Raw genomic sequence first — 18888 nt, forward strand, 5'->3', positions numbered from 1 at the left:
GCAAGTTCTCAACCAAAGAAAGCCGCTTTAAACACATTTTTTCTCGCTTTTAATTCAAAGTGCGGTCTGCTAAAAGCCGATTCCGCCGGAAATTCCAACTGAACCGCCCACGCCGAGACTGCCACCACCCACACTGCCGCTGACGCCAGTGTTGCTGCACGCCGCAACGCTCAAAGCTAAACCGATTGCTAAGATCCATTTCATCATTTTGTCACTCCCAATAAATATTCAAACAGTTTCAAACTGGCTAATAAATCTTTACCGGCAATCGGATAAAACGGCTTAAACAGACGATACAAAATCCGGCTCTTCCTGACTAACTCCAGCGCTTGCTGCCACATCGTTTCCCCGTGATGTTCACGATATTTTGCCACCGCCGTTTCAATCATGTTTTGCGGCAATTGATTGCGGTATAAATCATGAATAAAAATCAACAAATCGCGAATTTTATTCCACTGCAAACGCTCGATTTTCAGTTTGGATTCAAAATCAATAAACCGCACTTTGCCGTTATCCCAGCCGATATCACGGGTTGCCGGTCTGCCATGCACCAAATCTAAACGGTGCAACTCCGCCAATGCCTGCGCGCAATCGTTCAGCACCTGCTGTTTTTGCTGCTGGCTGATTTGGCTGTTGCGCAGCCACTGATTCGCGGTGATTCCGACATCTTCCAACACCAGATAATCCTCGCCGAATTCGACTAGCTCCGCGCAGGGTGCGCCGACTTTATTCAGGTGCCTCAGCGCTTCCGCCTCAATGCGCAATGCTTGCTGCGGATTAGCCTTTAACAAGCGCATTATACCACTCGGCTGTTCCGTTTGTTTCAGCCAGTATTTTTTACTGTCGAAATCAAACGGCACAACGCGCACGGCTTTGTTGGCGTTTAATACTTGATGAATGGTTTCAGTCAGACTCATAATGGTTAAAATCAAAAGAGCGGTTTAAACCGCTCTTTATTTGCGATAAAGGAATAAAACTATTTTTTCTTCAGCGTTAAGCTGGCAACACGTTCGCCCTGTAACTGGCAATCCATGTTGTAAAATTGGTTACCGTTCAAGCGCACATCGGCAGTCAAACGGCTACTGCTGTTGGCTTTGTTCGCCGAGCTGCGGAACACGCGTTTCGTGCCTGCCACTTGTTGAATTTTTGCAATACACAAATAGTTCAGTTTAGCATCACCGCCGGTTCTGACTGCGCCCACACCGCGATCTGCAGCATTCATGCCCAACATCGCCGACAATTTTTTCGCGCTTGCGCTCAATTCGGTTTGTTTTTTCGCCAGTTCTTGCGCGGATAATTCAACGCTTTTGCCGCTGCTGTTTAATACGGTGATTAACTTGCCCGCCGCGTCAAATTCATAGCTGCCGCTGGCATCTTGCACGCCGTACAGTTTGCCGCCTTTATAAAAGACTTTGCTGCTGCCGTCTTTGGTTTGTTTGCTGGCATAGCTGACGCTACCGCCGCTCAAATAGGCTTTATACACGTCGCTGTTCAGCTGATATTGGAAACTGTTCTGTGCCGCTGCCGCTTGCTCCAATTGAGCGAACGATTGGTTCAACGCGGTATTGGCGACCGGTGCACCGGTTGAAGTTGAACTTGTTGTGCTTTCACCGGTCAAAGTGCTACAAGCGGTCAAGGCTAACACGGTGCTCAATGCGGCGATTTTGGTAATGGTGTGTTTCATATCATTCCTTATCGAATCAAAATCCGATGGTTTAATCGGGGCTATTGTGTAAAATTGGCTCATTCTATCTTTTTTTTCTGTGAATTTAAACCTTCAAGGATATTTTATGTTGCAAACCTCAGTGATTAAAAGCCGACTCGGCGGCTTAATTGCGTTACTGCTTTTTCTTTTTCCGTTTTCGCTGCACGCCAGTAATTTTGAAATCAGCGAAGCGCAGATCAACCATTATCTCACTGAAAAATTGGGCTATAGCGATGAATTTAGTTTGCCCGGCATTTTGAAAATCGACTATCAAATCGATCAAATCAAGGCAAAAGTCGGTCAAAATCAGAGCAATAAAATTGAGTTGGACAGCGTTGTCAGCGCCGGTTTCTTTTATGGCAATAAGCACTTTAACAGTGAGCTGAATCTGGTGTTTGATGTTGAGCCGGAATATGATCCGCAGCAAGGTTCGGTGTATTTGAAAAATCTGCGAATGCTGCGCTGGTCGTCCGAGCCGCAGCAATATGCCGATCAACTGCAAATCATTATGCCGATGTTAAACGGCACGCTGCAAACGCTGTTAAACCAATTCCCGGTTTACACCTTAGACAGCAACGATCAAACCCAAAATTTGATTAAAAGCATGGTGAAAAAACTGAGCATAAAACCGGGCAAAGTGGTGCTGGAAACCCTGCCGACCGTGCTTTAATTTCTCGACAGACCGCACTTTGAATCTAAAGTGCGGTATCGAAAGTGTGGTTAAACACTGCGCAATTAGCGTTAACGACTCATAGCGTTAACGACTCAAGAACAACGCCGCCGCGCCGCGCACGCCACCGGAATCGCCGTATTTTGCCTTTTTAATCACCGGCACGGTTGCGCTTCGCATCAAGTGCGGTGGCAAGGCTTTCGGCAGGGCTTCATACAAATAGTCAAAATTAGACAATCCCCCGCCGAGCACAATCATGTCGGGGTCAAGTGCGGTAATGATATTACCGATACTGATCGCCGCCAGTTCGACGAACATCTGCACGAATTTGATCGCGGTTTGATCGCCGGCATAAAAACGTTCGATAATCTCTTTTGCCGACAACGTTTCGCCTTGCAGATCGCGATACAGCATTTCAAAACCACGTCCGGAAAGATAAGTGTCCAAACACGCCCGATTGCCGCAGCCGCAATCATAAATCGGCGCGCTGTCCCAACCGAGCAATTTCAGCGCGTGATAATTCAATTGAAGATGTCCCAACTCGCCCGCCATACCGACATGACCGGAATGGGCTTTGCCGTTAAACACTAAGCCGCCGCCGAAGCCGGTGCCGAGAATCAACCCCAATACAAACGGATATTGTTGGTTCTCCTCCGCCCAGGCTTCGGAAATTGCAAAACAGTTGGCGTCATTTTCCGCCCGCACTTCGCGCCCTAAACGAGCGGCCAAATCCGCCAGAATCGGGCGATTGTCCGCCGCACGGATATTGGTGATTTCCGCCAAACCGGTTTCTCGATTGACAAAACCCGGCAAGCCGATGCCGACCGTGCCTTTGCAATCAAACCGCATATCCGTCCGCTCAACCAAGCCCGCAATTGCGTCTAACCAGGCTTGATAATCCTCTTTCGGGGTGTCCACCCGCTCGGAATGTAACTTTTCCAACTTTTGGTTAAACACCGCTAATTCAATTTTTGTTCCGCCAATATCCAGACCGTAGTAATACATCGTCAGCTCCTTATTTATTTTTTGCTGATTCTACCGAAAATTTCCGCCGTTTTCTTTGACAAACCGCACTTTCTGCAAAAAAATAGCCGAATTTCGCAGAGAAATCCTCGCTTTAGTCTTAATCATTATCGACTATCGAATCTATCTTTAAAAAAGAGATCATCAATGGTTCGGAAAGGCGGTATACTTCGCGCATAAAAAAATAATTCATTTGTAAGGAATAAGCGTCATGTCTCAGATTCAATTAGTCGCGGAAGCCAGATTGCCAACCAAATTCGGCATTTTCCGCATGGTCGGCTTCGAATTTCCGGATACGCACAAAGAACACGTTGCCTTAGTAATGGGCGACATCAGCAACAGCGACCAGCCGGTGCTGGCACGGATCCACTCCGAATGTTTAACCGGCGACGCGTTGCACAGCTTAAAATGCGATTGCGGCTTTCAGTTGGAAACCGCATTGACTCAAATCAGCCAAGAAGGCCGCGGGGTGCTGATTTATCACCGCGAAGAAGGGCGCGGCATCGGGCTTATCAATAAAATTCGCGCCTATGCCCTGCAAGATCAAGGGCTGGATACGATTGAAGCCAACGAAGCGTTAGGCTTTGCCGCCGACGAGCGCAATTTTTCGGTGTGTGCGGATATTTTTGAGCTATTGGGCGTAAAGCAAGTGCGGTTGCTGACCAACAATCCGAATAAAATCGACACCATGCGCAATGCAGGCATTAATGTGGTGGAGCGCCTGCCATTGAATGTGGGTGAGAACCGTTACAACACGGCTTACCTGAGCACTAAAGCGGCAAAAATGGGGCATTTTATCGTGCATGACGAACAGCACGATCAGCTGCATTCCGAACCGCACGGCGTTTGCTGCTCTTGCCAGCAAGAACAACTTCCGTCTAAATAATCCTTTCCGGCGGGTTGCCAAATGCAATCCGCCACACCGCACTTAGTGCGCCGCCGGGTTCACCTTGCGATACACATCTTGGCTGTCAATCACACTGTTGCTCGTTTCATAGCCCGCCAAATCTCGACTGATCCAATAAGGGGTGTAATATTGAAACAGCGGTAACACGATCTGCTCTTGATTGATGATATTTTCAATTTGGGTATAACGCCGCAGCCGTTTCGCGCCACTGATGTCGCTCGCCTGACTTTGCTGTAACAGCTGATCAATCTGCGGATTAGAAAATGCCATTTTATTGTTGGCGCTTTGGCTGTGCAGGATATTCAAAAACGCTGAAGGATCGCGGTAATCGGCGCACCAGCCGGAACGGATCAAATCAAAGTCTCCCGCCACGCGTTTTTCAAGCAGCTGCTGGCGCGTCAACGCTTCGGCTTCAATTTGAATCAAATCCGATTGCGATAACATTCGAATCATTTTTTCGGCAATTTGCGGGTGGATTCCCTGTTCTTCATAGCTGAGCCGTAAACGCAGCGGATTTTGGCTATTCACCCCGGCTTGCGCCAACAGTTGTTCGACAATCGTCCGCGTCCAACTTTGTTCCGCATCCTGTGCCTGCATTTGACGCGGCAAGAATTTAGCATTGGCGCGCGCTTGCGGAATGTCGGCGACAATTTCCGGCAAAGAAATCATGCCGGCAAGGGCGTTGCGCACCGCACTTTGCTTTAATTTTGGGTGGCGAAAGTTAAATTCATAATAATAATTGCACAACGACGGCAAGTGCAGCGCATGCATTTTACCCGACGCCTCAAGTGCGGTCGCCATGCTGAGTTGCGGCAATAAATCCAACTCGCTCAGCGCCTCCGGTTGCAAGCTGTTGTCGTTTAACGCGCGATAACTCACATTGCGAAATGACACCGCCGGTGCATTCCAATAGAACGGGTTTTTCTCCAATAGTAACTCTTGATCATTGCCATACAGCACCCGATATGCCCCGTTGCTCACAAGCGCGCCTGAATTTTCGCCCTGATAACTCGGCAACAACGCCACATGGCTCAGCATTTGTGGCAAATAAGGCACCGGCTGCGACAGCGTCAATTGCAGGGTTTGATCGTCTAGCGCCTTAATACCCAACATTTCGACTCCGTGGGTTTTATTCAGCACCGGTTCGATATTCTCCAACGCCATAAATCGCAGATAAGCACTCAGCGGGTTATCATTGCCCTGTGCCGCCAGTGCGTACCAACTCTGAATAAAATCTTGCGCGCGCAACGGTTCGCCGTTTGACCAGCTTAAATTCGGGCGCAAACGAAAGGTCCAGATTTTATAATCCTGTTGTTGCCAAGATTCCGCTGCCGCAGGTTGCAGCATTCCGTTTTTATCAACTCGCACCAAGCCTTCATACAAGTCACGAATCAACGGCAATTGGCGATCGTCTTGTAGCTGTTGCGGTTGCAGATTAAAGGCTTGAACCTCTAAACCGCGTTTTAACAGCTGGCGACGCGCTTCCGCTTGCTGTTGCAATTGTGCTTCCGGTGATAATTCCGGTTGAGGCTGCGGCGCCGTTTTGGGTTCGGAAAGCGACGCCCACCAATCACAGCCGTTTAGACTGGTTAATAGCAAAGATAGCCCTAAACCGCGCACCAAACGCCGCAGGCTGAAAAGAGAAAGAGAATCGCATCGTTTCATCATCAATGTAATAAACCCGGAAAGAGATTGCCGATTCCCGCCGCCGCCACTTCAATCCCCAGAGCCATCAGGATCACCCCCATAATACGGGTCACCACGTTGCTGCCGGTGTTGCCCAATGTTTTCACCACAAACGGCGCGGAACGGAATAAAAAATAACAAAAAACGGAAAAAACCAGGATTGCCAAGGTAAAGCCGATAAAATCCATCCAACTGTGATAGCGCGATGCCCAAACAATAGTCGAACTGATCGTTCCCGGCCCTGCCATGATCGGCATTGCCAACGGCACAACTGCAATGTTGCCGTAATCAGACAAATCAGTGCTTTTCTCTTCTTTATTTTGTTTCTGTTCGCCCAATTTACCGCTGATCATGCTCATCGCAATCGAGACAATCAAAATCCCGCCGGCAATTCGGAACGCATTCAACGAAATATTAAACAAATTGAGAATAATCTGCCCCAAATACAAGCTGGTTAGCAGAATCACCGCAACCGCAATACACATCTGCAAATTGGTTTTGTTGCGTTGTGCTTCATACTGATTAGAGGTCATGCCGACAAAGATCGGCAGCACCCCAAACGGGTTCACCACCGCCACTAAGCCGATAAAAAATTGAATATAAATGGAATAATTAAAGTCTAGCGCCACGATCTTGCCCTTTCACAAATTCAATACCGCACAGGAATATTGCGCATTATGCCACACTCCGCTGTCAAGCGGTCAATTAAATAAGCTTAGTCCAACTGGTGCAACAGCACGCTGTAGCCGAATCAGTTTGGCAACCGCTGAGCATCAATAAAAATGATGCCGCTAACCCAAATTTAATTAAATTCATTTTTCTTATGCCATTACACTGAATATTGTGATTATTTATTGAAAACTAACGTGATGAAACTATTTTTTCTATTCTATAGAGAAAGCAGCAAATGTAAAAATGCTTTTTAAGTGTCAATTCGGATTAAAGATGATTTCGCCCAAATACTGCGAATTACAGTACCCGATTGGCGGCAGGTTTGATAGAATTAGCTCTATTTTTTAACCTTAAAAAGACAAGATAGAAGTTAATATGGCAACGACCTCGAACTATCAAGCTGATGATATTACCGTTCTGAAAGATCTGGAGCCGGTGCAGCTGCGCCCCGGTATGTACACCGACACCACCCGCCCGAATCATTTAGGGCAAGAGGTGATCGACAACAGCGTGGACGAAGCCCTTGCCGGGCACGCTTCAAAAATCGAAGTGATTTTACACGCCGATCAATCGTTAGAAGTGATCGATAACGGGCGCGGAATGCCGGTGGATATTCACCCGGTTGAAAAAATTTCAGGCGTGGAATTGATTCTGACCAAACTGCACGCCGGCGGCAAATTCTCGAATAAAAACTACCAATTCTCCGGCGGCTTGCACGGTGTGGGGATTTCGGTGGTCAATGCGTTGTCGGATCGGGTGGAAGTTACGGTCAAGCGCAACGGCGAAATCTATAAAATCGCATTTGCCAACGGCAAAAAAATCGAAGATTTGCAAGTCATCGGCAGCTGCGGACGCCGCAACACCGGCACCACCGTGCGCTTTTGGCCGAACCCGAAATATTTCGACTCCGCCAAATTTTCCGTTCACCGCCTCAGCCACTTATTGCGCGCCAAAGCGGTGTTGTGTCCGAAGCTGGAAATCGTATTTATTGACCACGTCAACGGCACACAAGAGAGCTGGTGCTATCAAGACGGACTGTCCGACTACCTGCAAGAAAGCGTGCAAGGCGTGGAAACTGTTCCCGCCACGCCGTTTGTCGGCGAATTTAACGGTGAAACCGAAGCGGTGACTTGGGCGCTGATGTGGTTGCCGGACGGCGGCGAACTGCTCGGCGAAAGCTATGTGAATTTAATCCCAACGCCGCAAGGCGGAACCCACGTCAACGGCTTACGCCAAGGTTTGCTCGATGCAATGCGGGAATTTTGCGAATTTCGCAGTTTGCTGCCGCGCGGCGTGAAACTGACCGCCGATGATATTTGGGAACGTTGCGCCTATGTGCTGTCGCTGAAAATGCAAGATCCGCAATTCGCCGGACAAACCAAAGAGCGGTTGTCGTCACGTCAAAGTGCGGTTTTTGTCGGCGGCACGGTGAAAGACGCGTTCAGTCTTTGGCTGAATCAAAACGTGCAGCAAGCGGAACTGTTGGCGGAAATGGCGATCAATTCGGCACAACGCCGTTTGCGCGCCGCCAAAAAAGTGGTGCGTAAAAAATTGGTCAGCGGCCCTGCCCTACCGGGTAAACTTGCCGATTGCAGCAGCCAAGATCTAAACAAAACCGAGCTGTTTTTAGTCGAAGGGGATTCCGCCGGCGGCTCGGCAAAACAGGCGCGCGATCGAGAATTTCAAGCGATTTTGCCGCTGCGCGGGAAAATTTTAAATACCTGGGAAGTGTCGTCCGATCAAGTTCTTGGCTCACAAGAGATCCACGACATCGCCGTCGCATTGGGAATCGACCCCGACAGCGACGATTTATCGCAACTGCGTTACGGCAAAATCTGTATCCTTGCCGATGCCGACTCCGACGGACTGCATATCGCCACCCTACTGTGCGCGCTGTTTTTGCGTCACTTTCCGAAACTGGTGCGCCAAGGTCATGTGTATGTTGCGATGCCGCCGCTGTATCGAATTGATTTAGGCAAAGAGGTGTTTTATGCACTGGACGAGGGCGAAAAAGAAGGGATTCTCGATCGCCTGAAAGGCAAACGCGGCAAGCCGAACATCCAGCGTTTTAAAGGTTTGGGTGAAATGAATCCGCTGCAATTGCGCGAAACCACTATGGATCCGAACACTCGCCGCTTGGTGCAATTAACTTATCAGCTCGGTGCAGAAAACCAAGCGCAAGACGATGACAGCAACGAGCAAAGTGCGGTCAGCAACGCCGAACAAAGCGGCGATCAAACACTGGAATTGATGGATATGCTGCTGGCGAAAAAACGCTCGGAAGATCGCAAAAACTGGTTGCAAAATAACGGCAATCAGGCGGATTTGGTAGTTTAAACGGAATAAATGAAGGATAAAAAGAATGAGCCAAATTAATTACGAGGGCGTGGAACAAATGCCGTTGCGGCATTTCACCGAAAAAGCCTATTTAAACTACTCGATGTATGTGATTATGGATCGTGCGCTGCCGTTTATCGGCGACGGGCTGAAGCCGGTGCAACGTCGGATTATCTACGCCATGTCGGAACTGGGCTTGAACGCCTCGGCGAAATATAAAAAATCGGCGCGCACCGTCGGTGACGTGTTAGGGAAATTCCATCCACACGGCGACAGCGCCTGTTACGAAGCGATGGTGCTGATGGCACAGCCGTTTTCCTACCGCTATCCGCTAGTTGACGGGCAAGGCAACTGGGGCGCAGCAGACGATCCGAAATCGTTTGCAGCAATGCGTTACACCGAATCGCGTTTATCAAAAATCGCCGAAGTGCTGCTCTCCGAATTGGGACAAGGCACGGTCGATTATCAGCCGAACTTTGACGGCACGCTGGAAGAGCCGCAATATCTGCCGGCGCGCCTGCCACATATTTTACTGAATGGCACCACCGGCATTGCAGTCGGCATGGCGACCGACATTCCCCCACACAATCTGAACGAGGTGGCAGACGCCGCGGTGTTGCTGCTCGACAATCCGAACAGCAGCTTAGAACAACTGTTAGAGATTGTACAGGGTCCGGATTTCCCGACCGAAGCGGAAATCATCACCCCGAAAGCGGATATTGCCAAAATTTACCAAACCGGTCGCGGCTCGATTAAAATGCGCGCGGTGTGGAAAAAAGAGGACGGTGAAATCATCGTAACCGCACTTCCGCACCAAACTTCCGGTTCAAAAGTGATCGAACAGATCGCCGCGCAAATGCGCAATAAAAAACTGCCGATGGTTGACGATCTGCGTGATGAATCCGATCACGAAAACCCGACCCGAATCGTGATCGTGCCGCGTTCCAACCGAGTGGAGGTCGAGCCGCTGATGGATCACCTGTTCGCCACCACCGATCTGGAAAAAAGCTATCGCGTCAACATGAACATGATTGGACTGGATCAAAAACCGGCGGTTAAAAATCTGCACACCATTCTCAGCGAATGGCTGAGCTTCCGCCGCACCACCGTCACCCGCCGCCTGCGATATCGTCTCGATAAAGTGCTGGCGCGTCTGCATATTTTAGACGGTTTGATGATCGCCTATCTGAATATTGACGAAGTGATCGAAATTATCCGCAACGAGGACGAGCCAAGAGCGGTATTGATGCAGCGCTTCAACCTCAGCCAAATTCAAGCCGATGCCATTTTAGATTTAAAATTGCGCCATTTGGCAAAATTAGAAGAAGTGAAAATTCAAGCGGAACAAGACGAACTGGCACAAGAGCGCGATCAGTTACAACTGATTTTAGGCTCGGAGCGCAGCTTAAACAGCTTGATCAAAAAAGAGATCCAGCAAGACGCCAAAACCTACGCTAGCCCGCGCCGTTCACCGATTGTCGAACGTGCCGAAGCCAAAGCGATTGCCGAAAGCGAAATGCTGCCTGCCGAGCCGGTGACGGTGATCCTGTCCGAAATGGGCTGGGTGCGCTGCGCCAAAGGGCACGAGATTGATGTGCAGGGTTTGAGCTATAAGAGCGGTGATAAATACCTGCAACACGCCAATGGCAAGAGCAATCAAGCGGCGGTGTTTATCGACAGCAGCGGGCGCAGCTATGCGCTGGATCCGCTGTCGTTGCCGTCCGCCCGTTCACAAGGTGAACCGCTCACCGGCAAACTCAGTCTGCCGAGCGGGGCAGTGGTGGAACAACTGTTAATGGACAAAGAAGAACAGGCGTATTTAATGGCGTCCGATTCCGGCTACGGCTTCGTGTGTAAATTTGAGGATTTAGTGTCGCGCAATAAAGCCGGCAAGGCGCTGATCAGCCTGACCGAAAACGCCAAAGTGCTGCCGCCGCAAGCGGTGTCGGCTGACGATATGTTGCTGGTCGCCATCTCCTCTATCGGCAAAATGCTGATTTTCCCGGTGGCGGATCTACCGAGTTTATCCAAAGGCAAGGGCAATAAAATCATCGGTATTCCGTCTGCCAACGCCAAAGCACGCAGCGAATTGTTAAGCCGTATTCTGTTGATCAAGCCGGAAAACAGCCTGATTTTCCATGCAGGACGACGCAAAGTCACCCTCAAACCGGACGACCTCGCCAATTTCCGTGGCGAACGCGGTCGCCGTGGCGGGCAACTGCCACGTGGTTTGCATAGCGGTGTAGAGATTGAAGTGGTATAAATATTATCTACCACTTCCCTATATGAAATCGGCAATAATACTATTGCCGATTTCGTTTCTTCTTTATTCCCCCAAATTCTAATACTAACTTTGATAATAAATCTTGCTATCCTGTAGGCGCAAGATTTACCGTTGATTATTGCCTTTTCGATTTGTTAGTCTAATTGCAGTCTTTATAACAATGATGAGGTGCTACCATGAAATCAAATTTTAAAGATGAGATACAAACATTCGGTCGTTCACTCTTGTTACCAATCGCTGTATTAGCGCCTGTCGGAATGGTGATGGGAATATGCAGTGCCTTAGGGCAAAATTACATGATAGAGAAACTCCCATTTTTGGGTAATGAATACTGTCGTGCCATTTTTTCATCTGCCGGTTCTATTTCCAGCGTCGTCTTCCAGAATATTCCTCTGTTATTTGCAATGGGTGTTGCTTACGGCATGTCTAAAAAGGAAAAAGGCATTGCTGTTTTTGCTGCGGTCATTGCCTACCTGACGCTGCTCATTTCCATGCATGTTCATTTGAAATTATCTGGTGAACTGGTTAAGGAAAATATGGCATTTGTTGGGCAAGGAATGGTACTAGGAATTCATACGCTAAAAATCGAAGCATTAGGCGGAATTATATCAGGGCTATTAGCAGCTAAAGTAACAGATCGTTTTTATCGCTTGCAACTTCCACTGGCGTTTGCCTTTTTTAGTGGTAAAAAATCCGTTGCGATTATCTCTATTGGTTTAATGATCCCTATCGGCTTATTATTGCCGTTTATTTGGAGCATCTTCACCTTCGGCATGGAAAAATTATCCGGCCTTTTAATGCTACCGGATATTGGAGCCGGTATCGTGATGACTTTAAATCGGCTGCTAATTCCTTTTGGTTTGCATCATGTGTTAAGCTCCACTATCCGCTTCACTGAAGCCGGTGGCACATATTTAATTGATGGTGAAATGTATGTCGGTATTTTGCCTGCCATGAATAAAATTCTATTTGAACTCGGCCCTAATAGTGCAGCTTGGCAAGAACATATGCCAACCCTTGCCAGCTATTTAGCCTCAGCTCAAATGCAAACAACCCTATTTAGGATTCCTGCCATCGGATTGGCGATGTATCACATGGCATACACTAAAAATAAAAAGTTTGCCAAAGGCATGATTTTAACGATTGTACTCGCTGCATTTTTAGGCAATATCACTGAACCTTTAGAGTTCTCATTCCTCTTTATTGCGCCAAAATTATTTATTATTTATGCCATTTTATGTGGCTTATTCACCATCCCTATACAAATGCTGGGGATCTCAATCGGATATATTCGAGGCACGATCTTTGATTTCGGTATCTTTGGCTTAATGTATGAGAATACACAGTGGGTAAACCTCGTTTTATTAGGTATCGTAAATTTCATTGTGTTCTATGCGGTATTCCGTTACGCCATCGGTAAATTCGACATCAAAACTCCGGGAAGGGAGGAGGAAATTTCCGACAGCACCCTATTAAATAACAAAGAGTATGACAAAGTTGCACAAATCGTTATTGAGTCATTAGGTGGTGCAGAAAATATCAAGCAGGTCGAAAACTGTATTTCTCGCCTAAGAGTAGATGTTGTCGATCAGAAAAAATTAAATATGAATTTGATTAAAGAATCCGGTGCATTGGGTACGTTTATTCCATCAAATAACCATATCCATGTTGTTTTTGGCCCGCATGTTGAATTTGTCAGAAATGCAGTTGATGATCAATTGTATGCACCACCGCAGGGGAACTAAAATGAGAGCATTATATGATTCTAAAAGCAAAACGATCGATGATCGTGGTTTTAAAGCGCTCTTTAGTTTTGAAGCTAAAGTACAATCTTGGTTGGATATAGAAGCAGCACTGGCTTTATCACAGGCGGAATACGGGGTTATTCCCGCCTCCGCAGGAAAAAAAATCGCTGAAAAATGTCACTTAGATTGCATTGATCTAAACGAAATGGATAGACTATTACAACAAATTGGACACGGATTCGTCCCTTTAATCAAAGTGCTGATTAACGCTTGTGATGCGGAAAGCGGCAAATATGTCCACTATGGTGTAACCACACAAAATATTCAACAAAGCGGGCATCTGCTACTAGCTAAAAAATTTCATCATATTCTGATGGAATTCTTAAGTGATATTCTGTCCAATTTGAGCCGATTGGCTGATCAGCACCATTTAACCGTTATGCCGGGGCGAACTCACGGAAAGCATGCTCTACCTATCACCTATGGCTATAAAGTTGCCGTATGGATCGATGAATTACTGTCTGCCATTGAACGCTTGGAGGAAGCTGAAAAACGAGTGTTTAGAATTATGGCTGGTGGTGCTGTCGGTGCGTATCATGCCAGTGGTGAGACCGGACGAAAAGTGGAATTATTAATGGCACAAAAATTGAACATGCGTACAATGAATTTACCCTCACGCAATAGCCGAATCTTCCGTACTGAATACATCAGTAATCTTTGTTTGTTAGCGACAACATTTCATAAAATTGCCGAAGAAGTTTATCAAACCTCCAGTGAAGAGTTCGCTGAAGTATCAGAAGCTTTTACAAAAGGTACTGTGGGCAGTAGCACGATGCCTCAGAAAATCAATCCAAAATTAGCAAAAGGCATTATTTCCAATGCACAAAAACTCTATTCCGTTCTCACCGCAGCACTGTATGTCTCCCCTCGCCCTTTTGAAGCAGACAGTTCAGCTTATTTTATTTTTGATGCCTCTTTACAAGAAAGCATGGAGTTAACCGCTGAAATAGTGATGCGTGCAGAAGAATTAACAAGAACACTTCATATTGACAAAGAAAAAATGTATGCCAATGTTATGATCACAAAAGGCTTAATCAATAGTGAAAAAATCATGATTAGCTTAGTCGAACGGCTTGGAAAAGATCAAGCACATGAATTAGTCTATGAAATCGCAATGGAAAGCACCGCAAGCCGACAAGATTATTCGGCTGTCTTGCAAGCCAATCCAATGATTAAACAAGCTTTTTCAAAAGCTGAAATAGATGAGATGTTGCTACCTGAAAATTATTTAGGGCTATGTTCTACCTTAGCAACAGAAACTGCGGAACGAGCCAGAAACAAACTTAACAATATGGAGAGACTACATGGAATGGGCAATTAAATCATCAAATATTGTATTTCCAAATAGCATCGAAAGCGGTTATCTCATTGTTAAAAATGATCAAATTACCGGCTTTCAACAACAATATTCGGGTAAAGTCCTCGATTATGAACACAACATCATCATGCCGGGTTTCATAGACATTCATATTCACGGCTGGGGACGAGGTGCATTTGCACATAACGGTAGTTTCACGTCATTGGAAAGAATGAGCAAAGATCTTATTCATACCGGTACAACCGCTTATTTAGCGACATCAGGGGTCATGCCAAATGATTTTCTTGAATATTCTCTCGATCAAGCTGCAAATTTTATTGAAACTGCCGATCCCGAAAATGGTGCTGAAGTTATCGGTATCCATATGGAAGGTCCTTATATTAGTGAAGATTATCTCGGTATGCAGCGTGCAGACGCATTACAATCTCCTAGTATTTCTCAATTTGATCGCTTCAACCAAATCGCTCGTCAATCTATCCGATCTATGACTATTGCGCCTGAACTGCCGAATGCTTTAGCGTTGATCAAACATTTAAGAAATCAGAATATCACGGTAGCCGCAGGGCATACGGCTGCTACCTTTGCGCAGATTACTCAAGCGATCAAAGAAGCAGGTTTAAACCATTTCACGCACTCTTATAGCGCAATGCGTGGATTTCACCATCGAGAGCTTGGTGTTGTGGGGGCTCTTATGTATCACCAAGATACCTATGCGGAAGTTGCTAAACAGACCGGCATCACGATTAAACCAGAAGCCTTTGACATTCTCTATCGACTAAAAACCGACAATCGTATGGTATTAACAACCGATTGTGTCGGATTTGCAGATTTCCCTGAGGGAGAATCGTTTTACCACTACTTGAGAAAACAAAAATTTACTGTAAAATCCAATAGATGCTTGCATATTGAACAGGAAGACGGTTCGTTCGAAAATATTGATACATCAATCTATGATAATGTCAAAAACTTAGAAATGAGTTTCTTGGAGTCGGTGCAAGCCATTTATCCTCGGTTAGAGAGAGGTTTAATATCTATCGCTAAAATTGCCAGTGAAAATCCTGCACACCTTGCAGGCATATCCGCCAGAAAAGGGAGCTTAACGAGCGGAAAAGACGCTGATATTTTAGTCTTAGATACAGAGCTGAATTTAAAACAAGTTTACTGTCGAGGCGTTGAGCAATTAAAGGCGTAATAACATTCCAGCTTAATTAACATTGTCTCTTATGTATAATATGAATATCTAAAGTCGTTATCATAGGAATTTGCCAATGAATCATTTTAATTTTGAATTAATCAAGTTCATTCAAGAAAATGCGCCTATTGATCTTCATATTATACTATCTAAGTACCAAAAGACCCTTTCTACAATAAAACGGGCAATTAAAGAAATCAATGACACGTTACATGACAGAAGTAAAATCCATGTTATCAATACAAAAATTATCACTCAAATAACATACCAAGACTATATTAACTTCATTCATCAATTTAATCCTAAACACTATATTTCTAATTCAAATGAACGGATAAAGCTACTTTTACTGAAGCTTATTTTATCTGGTGAGGTCAATCTTGAGCAATTTTATTCCGAGCTGAATATAAGTTATAGTACGATTAAAAATGATTTAAAATCATTGGATAATAAAATTCCGGTCAATCTCAAAATAAACATTACAAAAAAAGGCATGCGGACAATTTCCGGTGATGAAGTAGCATTGCGCATGTATTTTTGTAGTTCAATATTTCATACTATCGAAGTTGATCATAACAACATGCTGATCTTACACAAAGCCAATTTTCCATTTGATCAGCTGATTGCAAAGCAATTTTTATCTGAAATAGAAAATGAATCGTCATTGATTATGAAGCAATACCATGACATACATCAAAAAATTAAATTATCCTATAATTCAAAAAAGTATTTGTTACTCTATCTTTCCCTTACTACGCTGAGGATCAAAAACAAGAATATTATCGACAATATAAGCTTACCACCACTGGAGTTCGATCACACTATTACGTTCTTTCAAATCGCTAAGGAAGATGCTTTTTTAAATATTTTACTTTCTGCCCTAAATCAAAGGCATGAGCAGATACAGATTAAAAACCAATTTTTATATCAACTAATCGAGTCCTTTTATCACAATATCTCTCAAACTATCACCATTATGAAGGAAGATGAAAGCGAGCTGTTATCAGAAATATACATGGTACTTTCATCATCTTTACTGCAAAGCTATCTTATGCTTGATTTCGATGATAAAAAACTCAGCGATGTTGATCTCTTGCACCGTGAGCTCTTTCAGCAGGTGAAGCATTTTGTTAAAGAGATAAATCATATCTATCAGCAGCAACTCACCAAAAATATGATCGCAACCATCGTATTGATTTTAAAAAAATTTGAAATCAGAGAAAAATTGCAATTTCGACAACAGAAAAGAGTTTACATCGTAACCAATTCATCAGAAAGAAAAATAGGCTATTTCAAAGCACTCTTGGCAGCCACATTCGATATCCAGATAGTGAGTTGTATAAATATCAATGAGCTTTATATATTAGAACACTCGAATGCTGATTTTGTTATCACATTCACCAATAAAATCTCTAATTATTTAAAGGAAAAAAATATTTCTTGCATTAAAGTGAATTTCAATCTTCCTGCTCAAGATATTGCATTATTGATCGAAGCTGGATTTCCGAGTATTAAACATAAAATATCTCGAAAAAAATTTGTTTCAGAAATAAAAAATATGACAGAAGCAGAGTTACATCATCATCTCAAACATAAATACAGTGATTTTTTTTATTAAAAAAAACCTAACCACCTTACGATGGTTAGATTTAAATAAAACGAACTTAAGCTCTAACTAATTCTTCTGAATCCAATGATCCATATCGGTTTTCAAGTTTTCAGACTTCGTACCGAAAATCGCTTGAATACCGCTGCCGACCACGACTACGCCTGCTGCGCCCAGCTCTTTTAAGCGAGCTTGTTCGACTTTGCTGACATCGTTCACGCCGATACGCAAGCGAGTGATACAGGCATCTAAGCTTTTAATGTTTTGTTTGCCACCAAATGCGGCAACCAAACTAGCAGCCATTTCGTCACCGGCTGCAGCACCTGTAACGGATGTCGCTTCGCTTTCGTCTTCACGCCCCGGCGTTTTCAAGTTCAAGGCTTTAATCACCACGGTGAATACCGTGAAGTAGATCACTGCGTAGATTCCACCGACCACTGGGAACAACCACAATTTGTGCGAATTAGCCGACAACAAGGTGAAGTCGATAAAGCCGTGTGAGAAAGTCATGCCGTGTACCATGCCCAGCATATTGGTGACCACATAAGCAGAACCCGCCAACAGTGCGTGGATTGCGTACAATACCGGCGCAACAAACATGAAAGAGAATTCCAACGGCTCGGTGATCCCTGTCAGGAATGAGGTCAAGGCTGCGGAGATCATGATCCCGCCGACACGCGCACGGTTTTCCGGTTTAGCGGCACGCCAAATCGCAATCGCAGCCGCTGGCAAACCGAACATTTTGAACATATAACCACCGGCTAATTGTCCAAAATAGCTCATTTCCGGCGTACGCGAGGCTTCGGTTGCAGACAGGAAGCAGGTTACCACGCCGTGTTGGGTCACGCCACTGGCGTCAACACAGGTTCCCGCTTGGAAGAAAAACGGCACGTTCCAGATGTGGTGCAAGCCGAATGGAATCAAGCTACGCTCAACCACGCCGTAGATTCCGAATGCCAACGCTGGGTTTTGCTCTGCCGCCCAGTGGGAGAAGGTATCAATCAAACCGCCGATCGGAGGCCAAATTAACGACAACACCACGCCCAAAACAATCGCCAACGAACCGGTGACAATCGGCACAAACCGTTTACCGGCAAAGAAACCGAGATAAGCAGGCAATTGAATACGATAAAAACGGTTGAACGCCCATGCTGCAACCGCACCGACTAAGATCCCGCCCAATACGCCGGTTTCAATGTGTTCAACGCCAACCACCGGCGCCATCACTTTTAAAGTGGCAATCATAATGCCGTAGCCGACCACCGATGCCAACGCGGCAACGCCGTCGTTATTGGTGAAACCTAATGCCACCCCAATCGCGAACAACAGCGCCATTTGCCCGAACACCGAGCCGCCCGCTTGTTCCAACAGATTGGAAACCACATCCGGCATCCAGCTGAAATGCGCCGCACCGACGCCTAATAAAATCCCCGCAATCGGCAACACCGATACAGGCAACATAAGTGATTTGCCGACCTTTTGAGCAATGGCAAACAGATTACTTGACATGAGAACTCCTGATAAATTTATGCTTTGATGAGAAATCGGCGGTTAGTCCGCTCGCCTCAGATTACGCGCATACCCACAACCACGTAAGTGGGGCGAACTATAAACGATCTGCGCGCAAACTACCAACCTCTTTTATTAACTAAAACGCTAAAATAAAATCTAGATCACATTTTT

The 18888-nt window shown here is 45.7% G+C and carries 15 protein-coding genes; 8 read left to right on the forward strand and 7 right to left on the reverse strand.

Annotated elements, in window-relative coordinates; translation table 11 throughout:
* Positions 1–69: 69 nt before the first annotated feature.
* From ACUHGC_RS10860 to ACUHGC_RS10870, 3 genes are read right to left on the reverse strand one after another with little or no spacing between them, the layout of a single operon-like run.
* Complete coding sequence (locus ACUHGC_RS10860; RefSeq protein ID WP_446833318.1) at positions 70–207, reverse strand: hypothetical protein; 138 nt, start codon at positions 205–207, stop codon at positions 70–72.
* Complete coding sequence (locus ACUHGC_RS10865; protein WP_446833319.1) at positions 204–917, reverse strand: phosphotransferase; 714 nt, start codon at positions 915–917, stop codon at positions 204–206. Before ACUHGC_RS10865 ends, ACUHGC_RS10860 begins: the two co-directional genes overlap by 4 nt.
* Before the next feature lie 59 nt (positions 918–976).
* Positions 977–1684, reverse strand: coding sequence for a hypothetical protein (locus tag ACUHGC_RS10870; protein ID WP_446833320.1), 708 nt, complete (start codon positions 1682–1684; stop codon positions 977–979).
* 106 nt (positions 1685–1790) lie between these two features.
* Between ACUHGC_RS10870 and ACUHGC_RS10875 the strand changes: the two genes are divergently transcribed.
* The gene (locus tag ACUHGC_RS10875; protein ID WP_446833321.1) at positions 1791–2375 is read left to right on the forward strand and encodes a DUF1439 domain-containing protein; all 585 of its coding nucleotides are present in this window, start codon (positions 1791–1793) and stop codon (positions 2373–2375) included.
* Positions 2376–2462: 87 nt separating this feature from the next.
* On the opposite strand, the gene nagK is transcribed toward ACUHGC_RS10875, so the two are convergent.
* Positions 2463–3380: an N-acetylglucosamine kinase gene (gene nagK / locus ACUHGC_RS10880; RefSeq protein WP_446833322.1), complete on the reverse strand. Its 918-nt coding sequence runs from the start codon at positions 3378–3380 to the stop codon at positions 2463–2465.
* A 229-nt stretch (positions 3381–3609) separates the two neighbouring features.
* Here nagK and ribA point away from each other — a divergent pair, with 229 nt between their 5' ends.
* Positions 3610–4284: a GTP cyclohydrolase II gene (gene ribA, locus ACUHGC_RS10885; RefSeq protein ID WP_446833323.1), complete on the forward strand. Its 675-nt coding sequence runs from the start codon at positions 3610–3612 to the stop codon at positions 4282–4284.
* Positions 4285–4326: 42 nt separating this feature from the next.
* On the opposite strand, the gene ACUHGC_RS10890 is transcribed toward ribA, so the two are convergent.
* Complete coding sequence (locus ACUHGC_RS10890; protein ID WP_446833324.1) at positions 4327–5973, reverse strand: peptide ABC transporter substrate-binding protein; 1647 nt, start codon at positions 5971–5973, stop codon at positions 4327–4329.
* Positions 5973–6620, reverse strand: a complete 648-nt coding sequence (locus ACUHGC_RS10895; RefSeq protein WP_446833325.1) for a YchE family NAAT transporter — start codon at positions 6618–6620, stop codon at positions 5973–5975. Before ACUHGC_RS10895 ends, ACUHGC_RS10890 begins: the two co-directional genes overlap by 1 nt.
* 418 nt (positions 6621–7038) lie before the next feature.
* Between ACUHGC_RS10895 and parE the strand changes: the two genes are divergently transcribed.
* From parE to ACUHGC_RS10925, 6 genes are all read left to right on the forward strand, one after another.
* The gene (gene parE, locus ACUHGC_RS10900; protein WP_446833326.1) at positions 7039–9000 is read left to right on the forward strand and encodes a DNA topoisomerase IV subunit B; all 1962 of its coding nucleotides are present in this window, start codon (positions 7039–7041) and stop codon (positions 8998–9000) included.
* 25 nt (positions 9001–9025) lie between these two features.
* Positions 9026–11263: a DNA topoisomerase IV subunit A gene (parC, locus tag ACUHGC_RS10905; RefSeq protein WP_446833327.1), complete on the forward strand. Its 2238-nt coding sequence runs from the start codon at positions 9026–9028 to the stop codon at positions 11261–11263.
* Positions 11264–11460: 197 nt separating this feature from the next.
* Positions 11461–13029, forward strand: a complete 1569-nt coding sequence (locus tag ACUHGC_RS10910) for a PTS transporter subunit EIIC (RefSeq protein WP_446833328.1) — start codon at positions 11461–11463, stop codon at positions 13027–13029.
* A gap of 1 nt (position 13030) precedes the next feature.
* Positions 13031–14410, forward strand: coding sequence for a class-II fumarase/aspartase family protein (locus tag ACUHGC_RS10915; RefSeq protein ID WP_446833329.1), 1380 nt, complete (start codon positions 13031–13033; stop codon positions 14408–14410).
* Positions 14394–15599 carry an N-acetylglucosamine-6-phosphate deacetylase gene (locus ACUHGC_RS10920; RefSeq protein WP_446833330.1) on the forward strand — a complete coding sequence of 402 codons (1206 nt, stop codon included), beginning with the start codon at positions 14394–14396 and terminating at the stop codon, positions 15597–15599. The genes ACUHGC_RS10915 and ACUHGC_RS10920 overlap by 17 nt, the downstream gene beginning before the upstream one ends.
* A 76-nt stretch (positions 15600–15675) precedes the next feature.
* The gene (locus ACUHGC_RS10925) at positions 15676–17217 is read left to right on the forward strand and encodes a helix-turn-helix domain-containing protein (protein WP_446833331.1); all 1542 of its coding nucleotides are present in this window, start codon (positions 15676–15678) and stop codon (positions 17215–17217) included.
* 57 nt (positions 17218–17274) lie between these two features.
* On the opposite strand, the gene ptsG is transcribed toward ACUHGC_RS10925, so the two are convergent.
* Positions 17275–18714 (reverse strand): PTS glucose transporter subunit IIBC, encoded by a 1440-nt coding sequence (gene ptsG, locus ACUHGC_RS10930; protein ID WP_446833332.1) that lies wholly within the window; start codon positions 18712–18714, stop codon positions 17275–17277.
* Positions 18715–18888: the final 174 nt, after the last annotated feature.

The sequence above is a fragment of the Testudinibacter sp. P27/CKL/0425 genome, assembly GCF_052931395.1.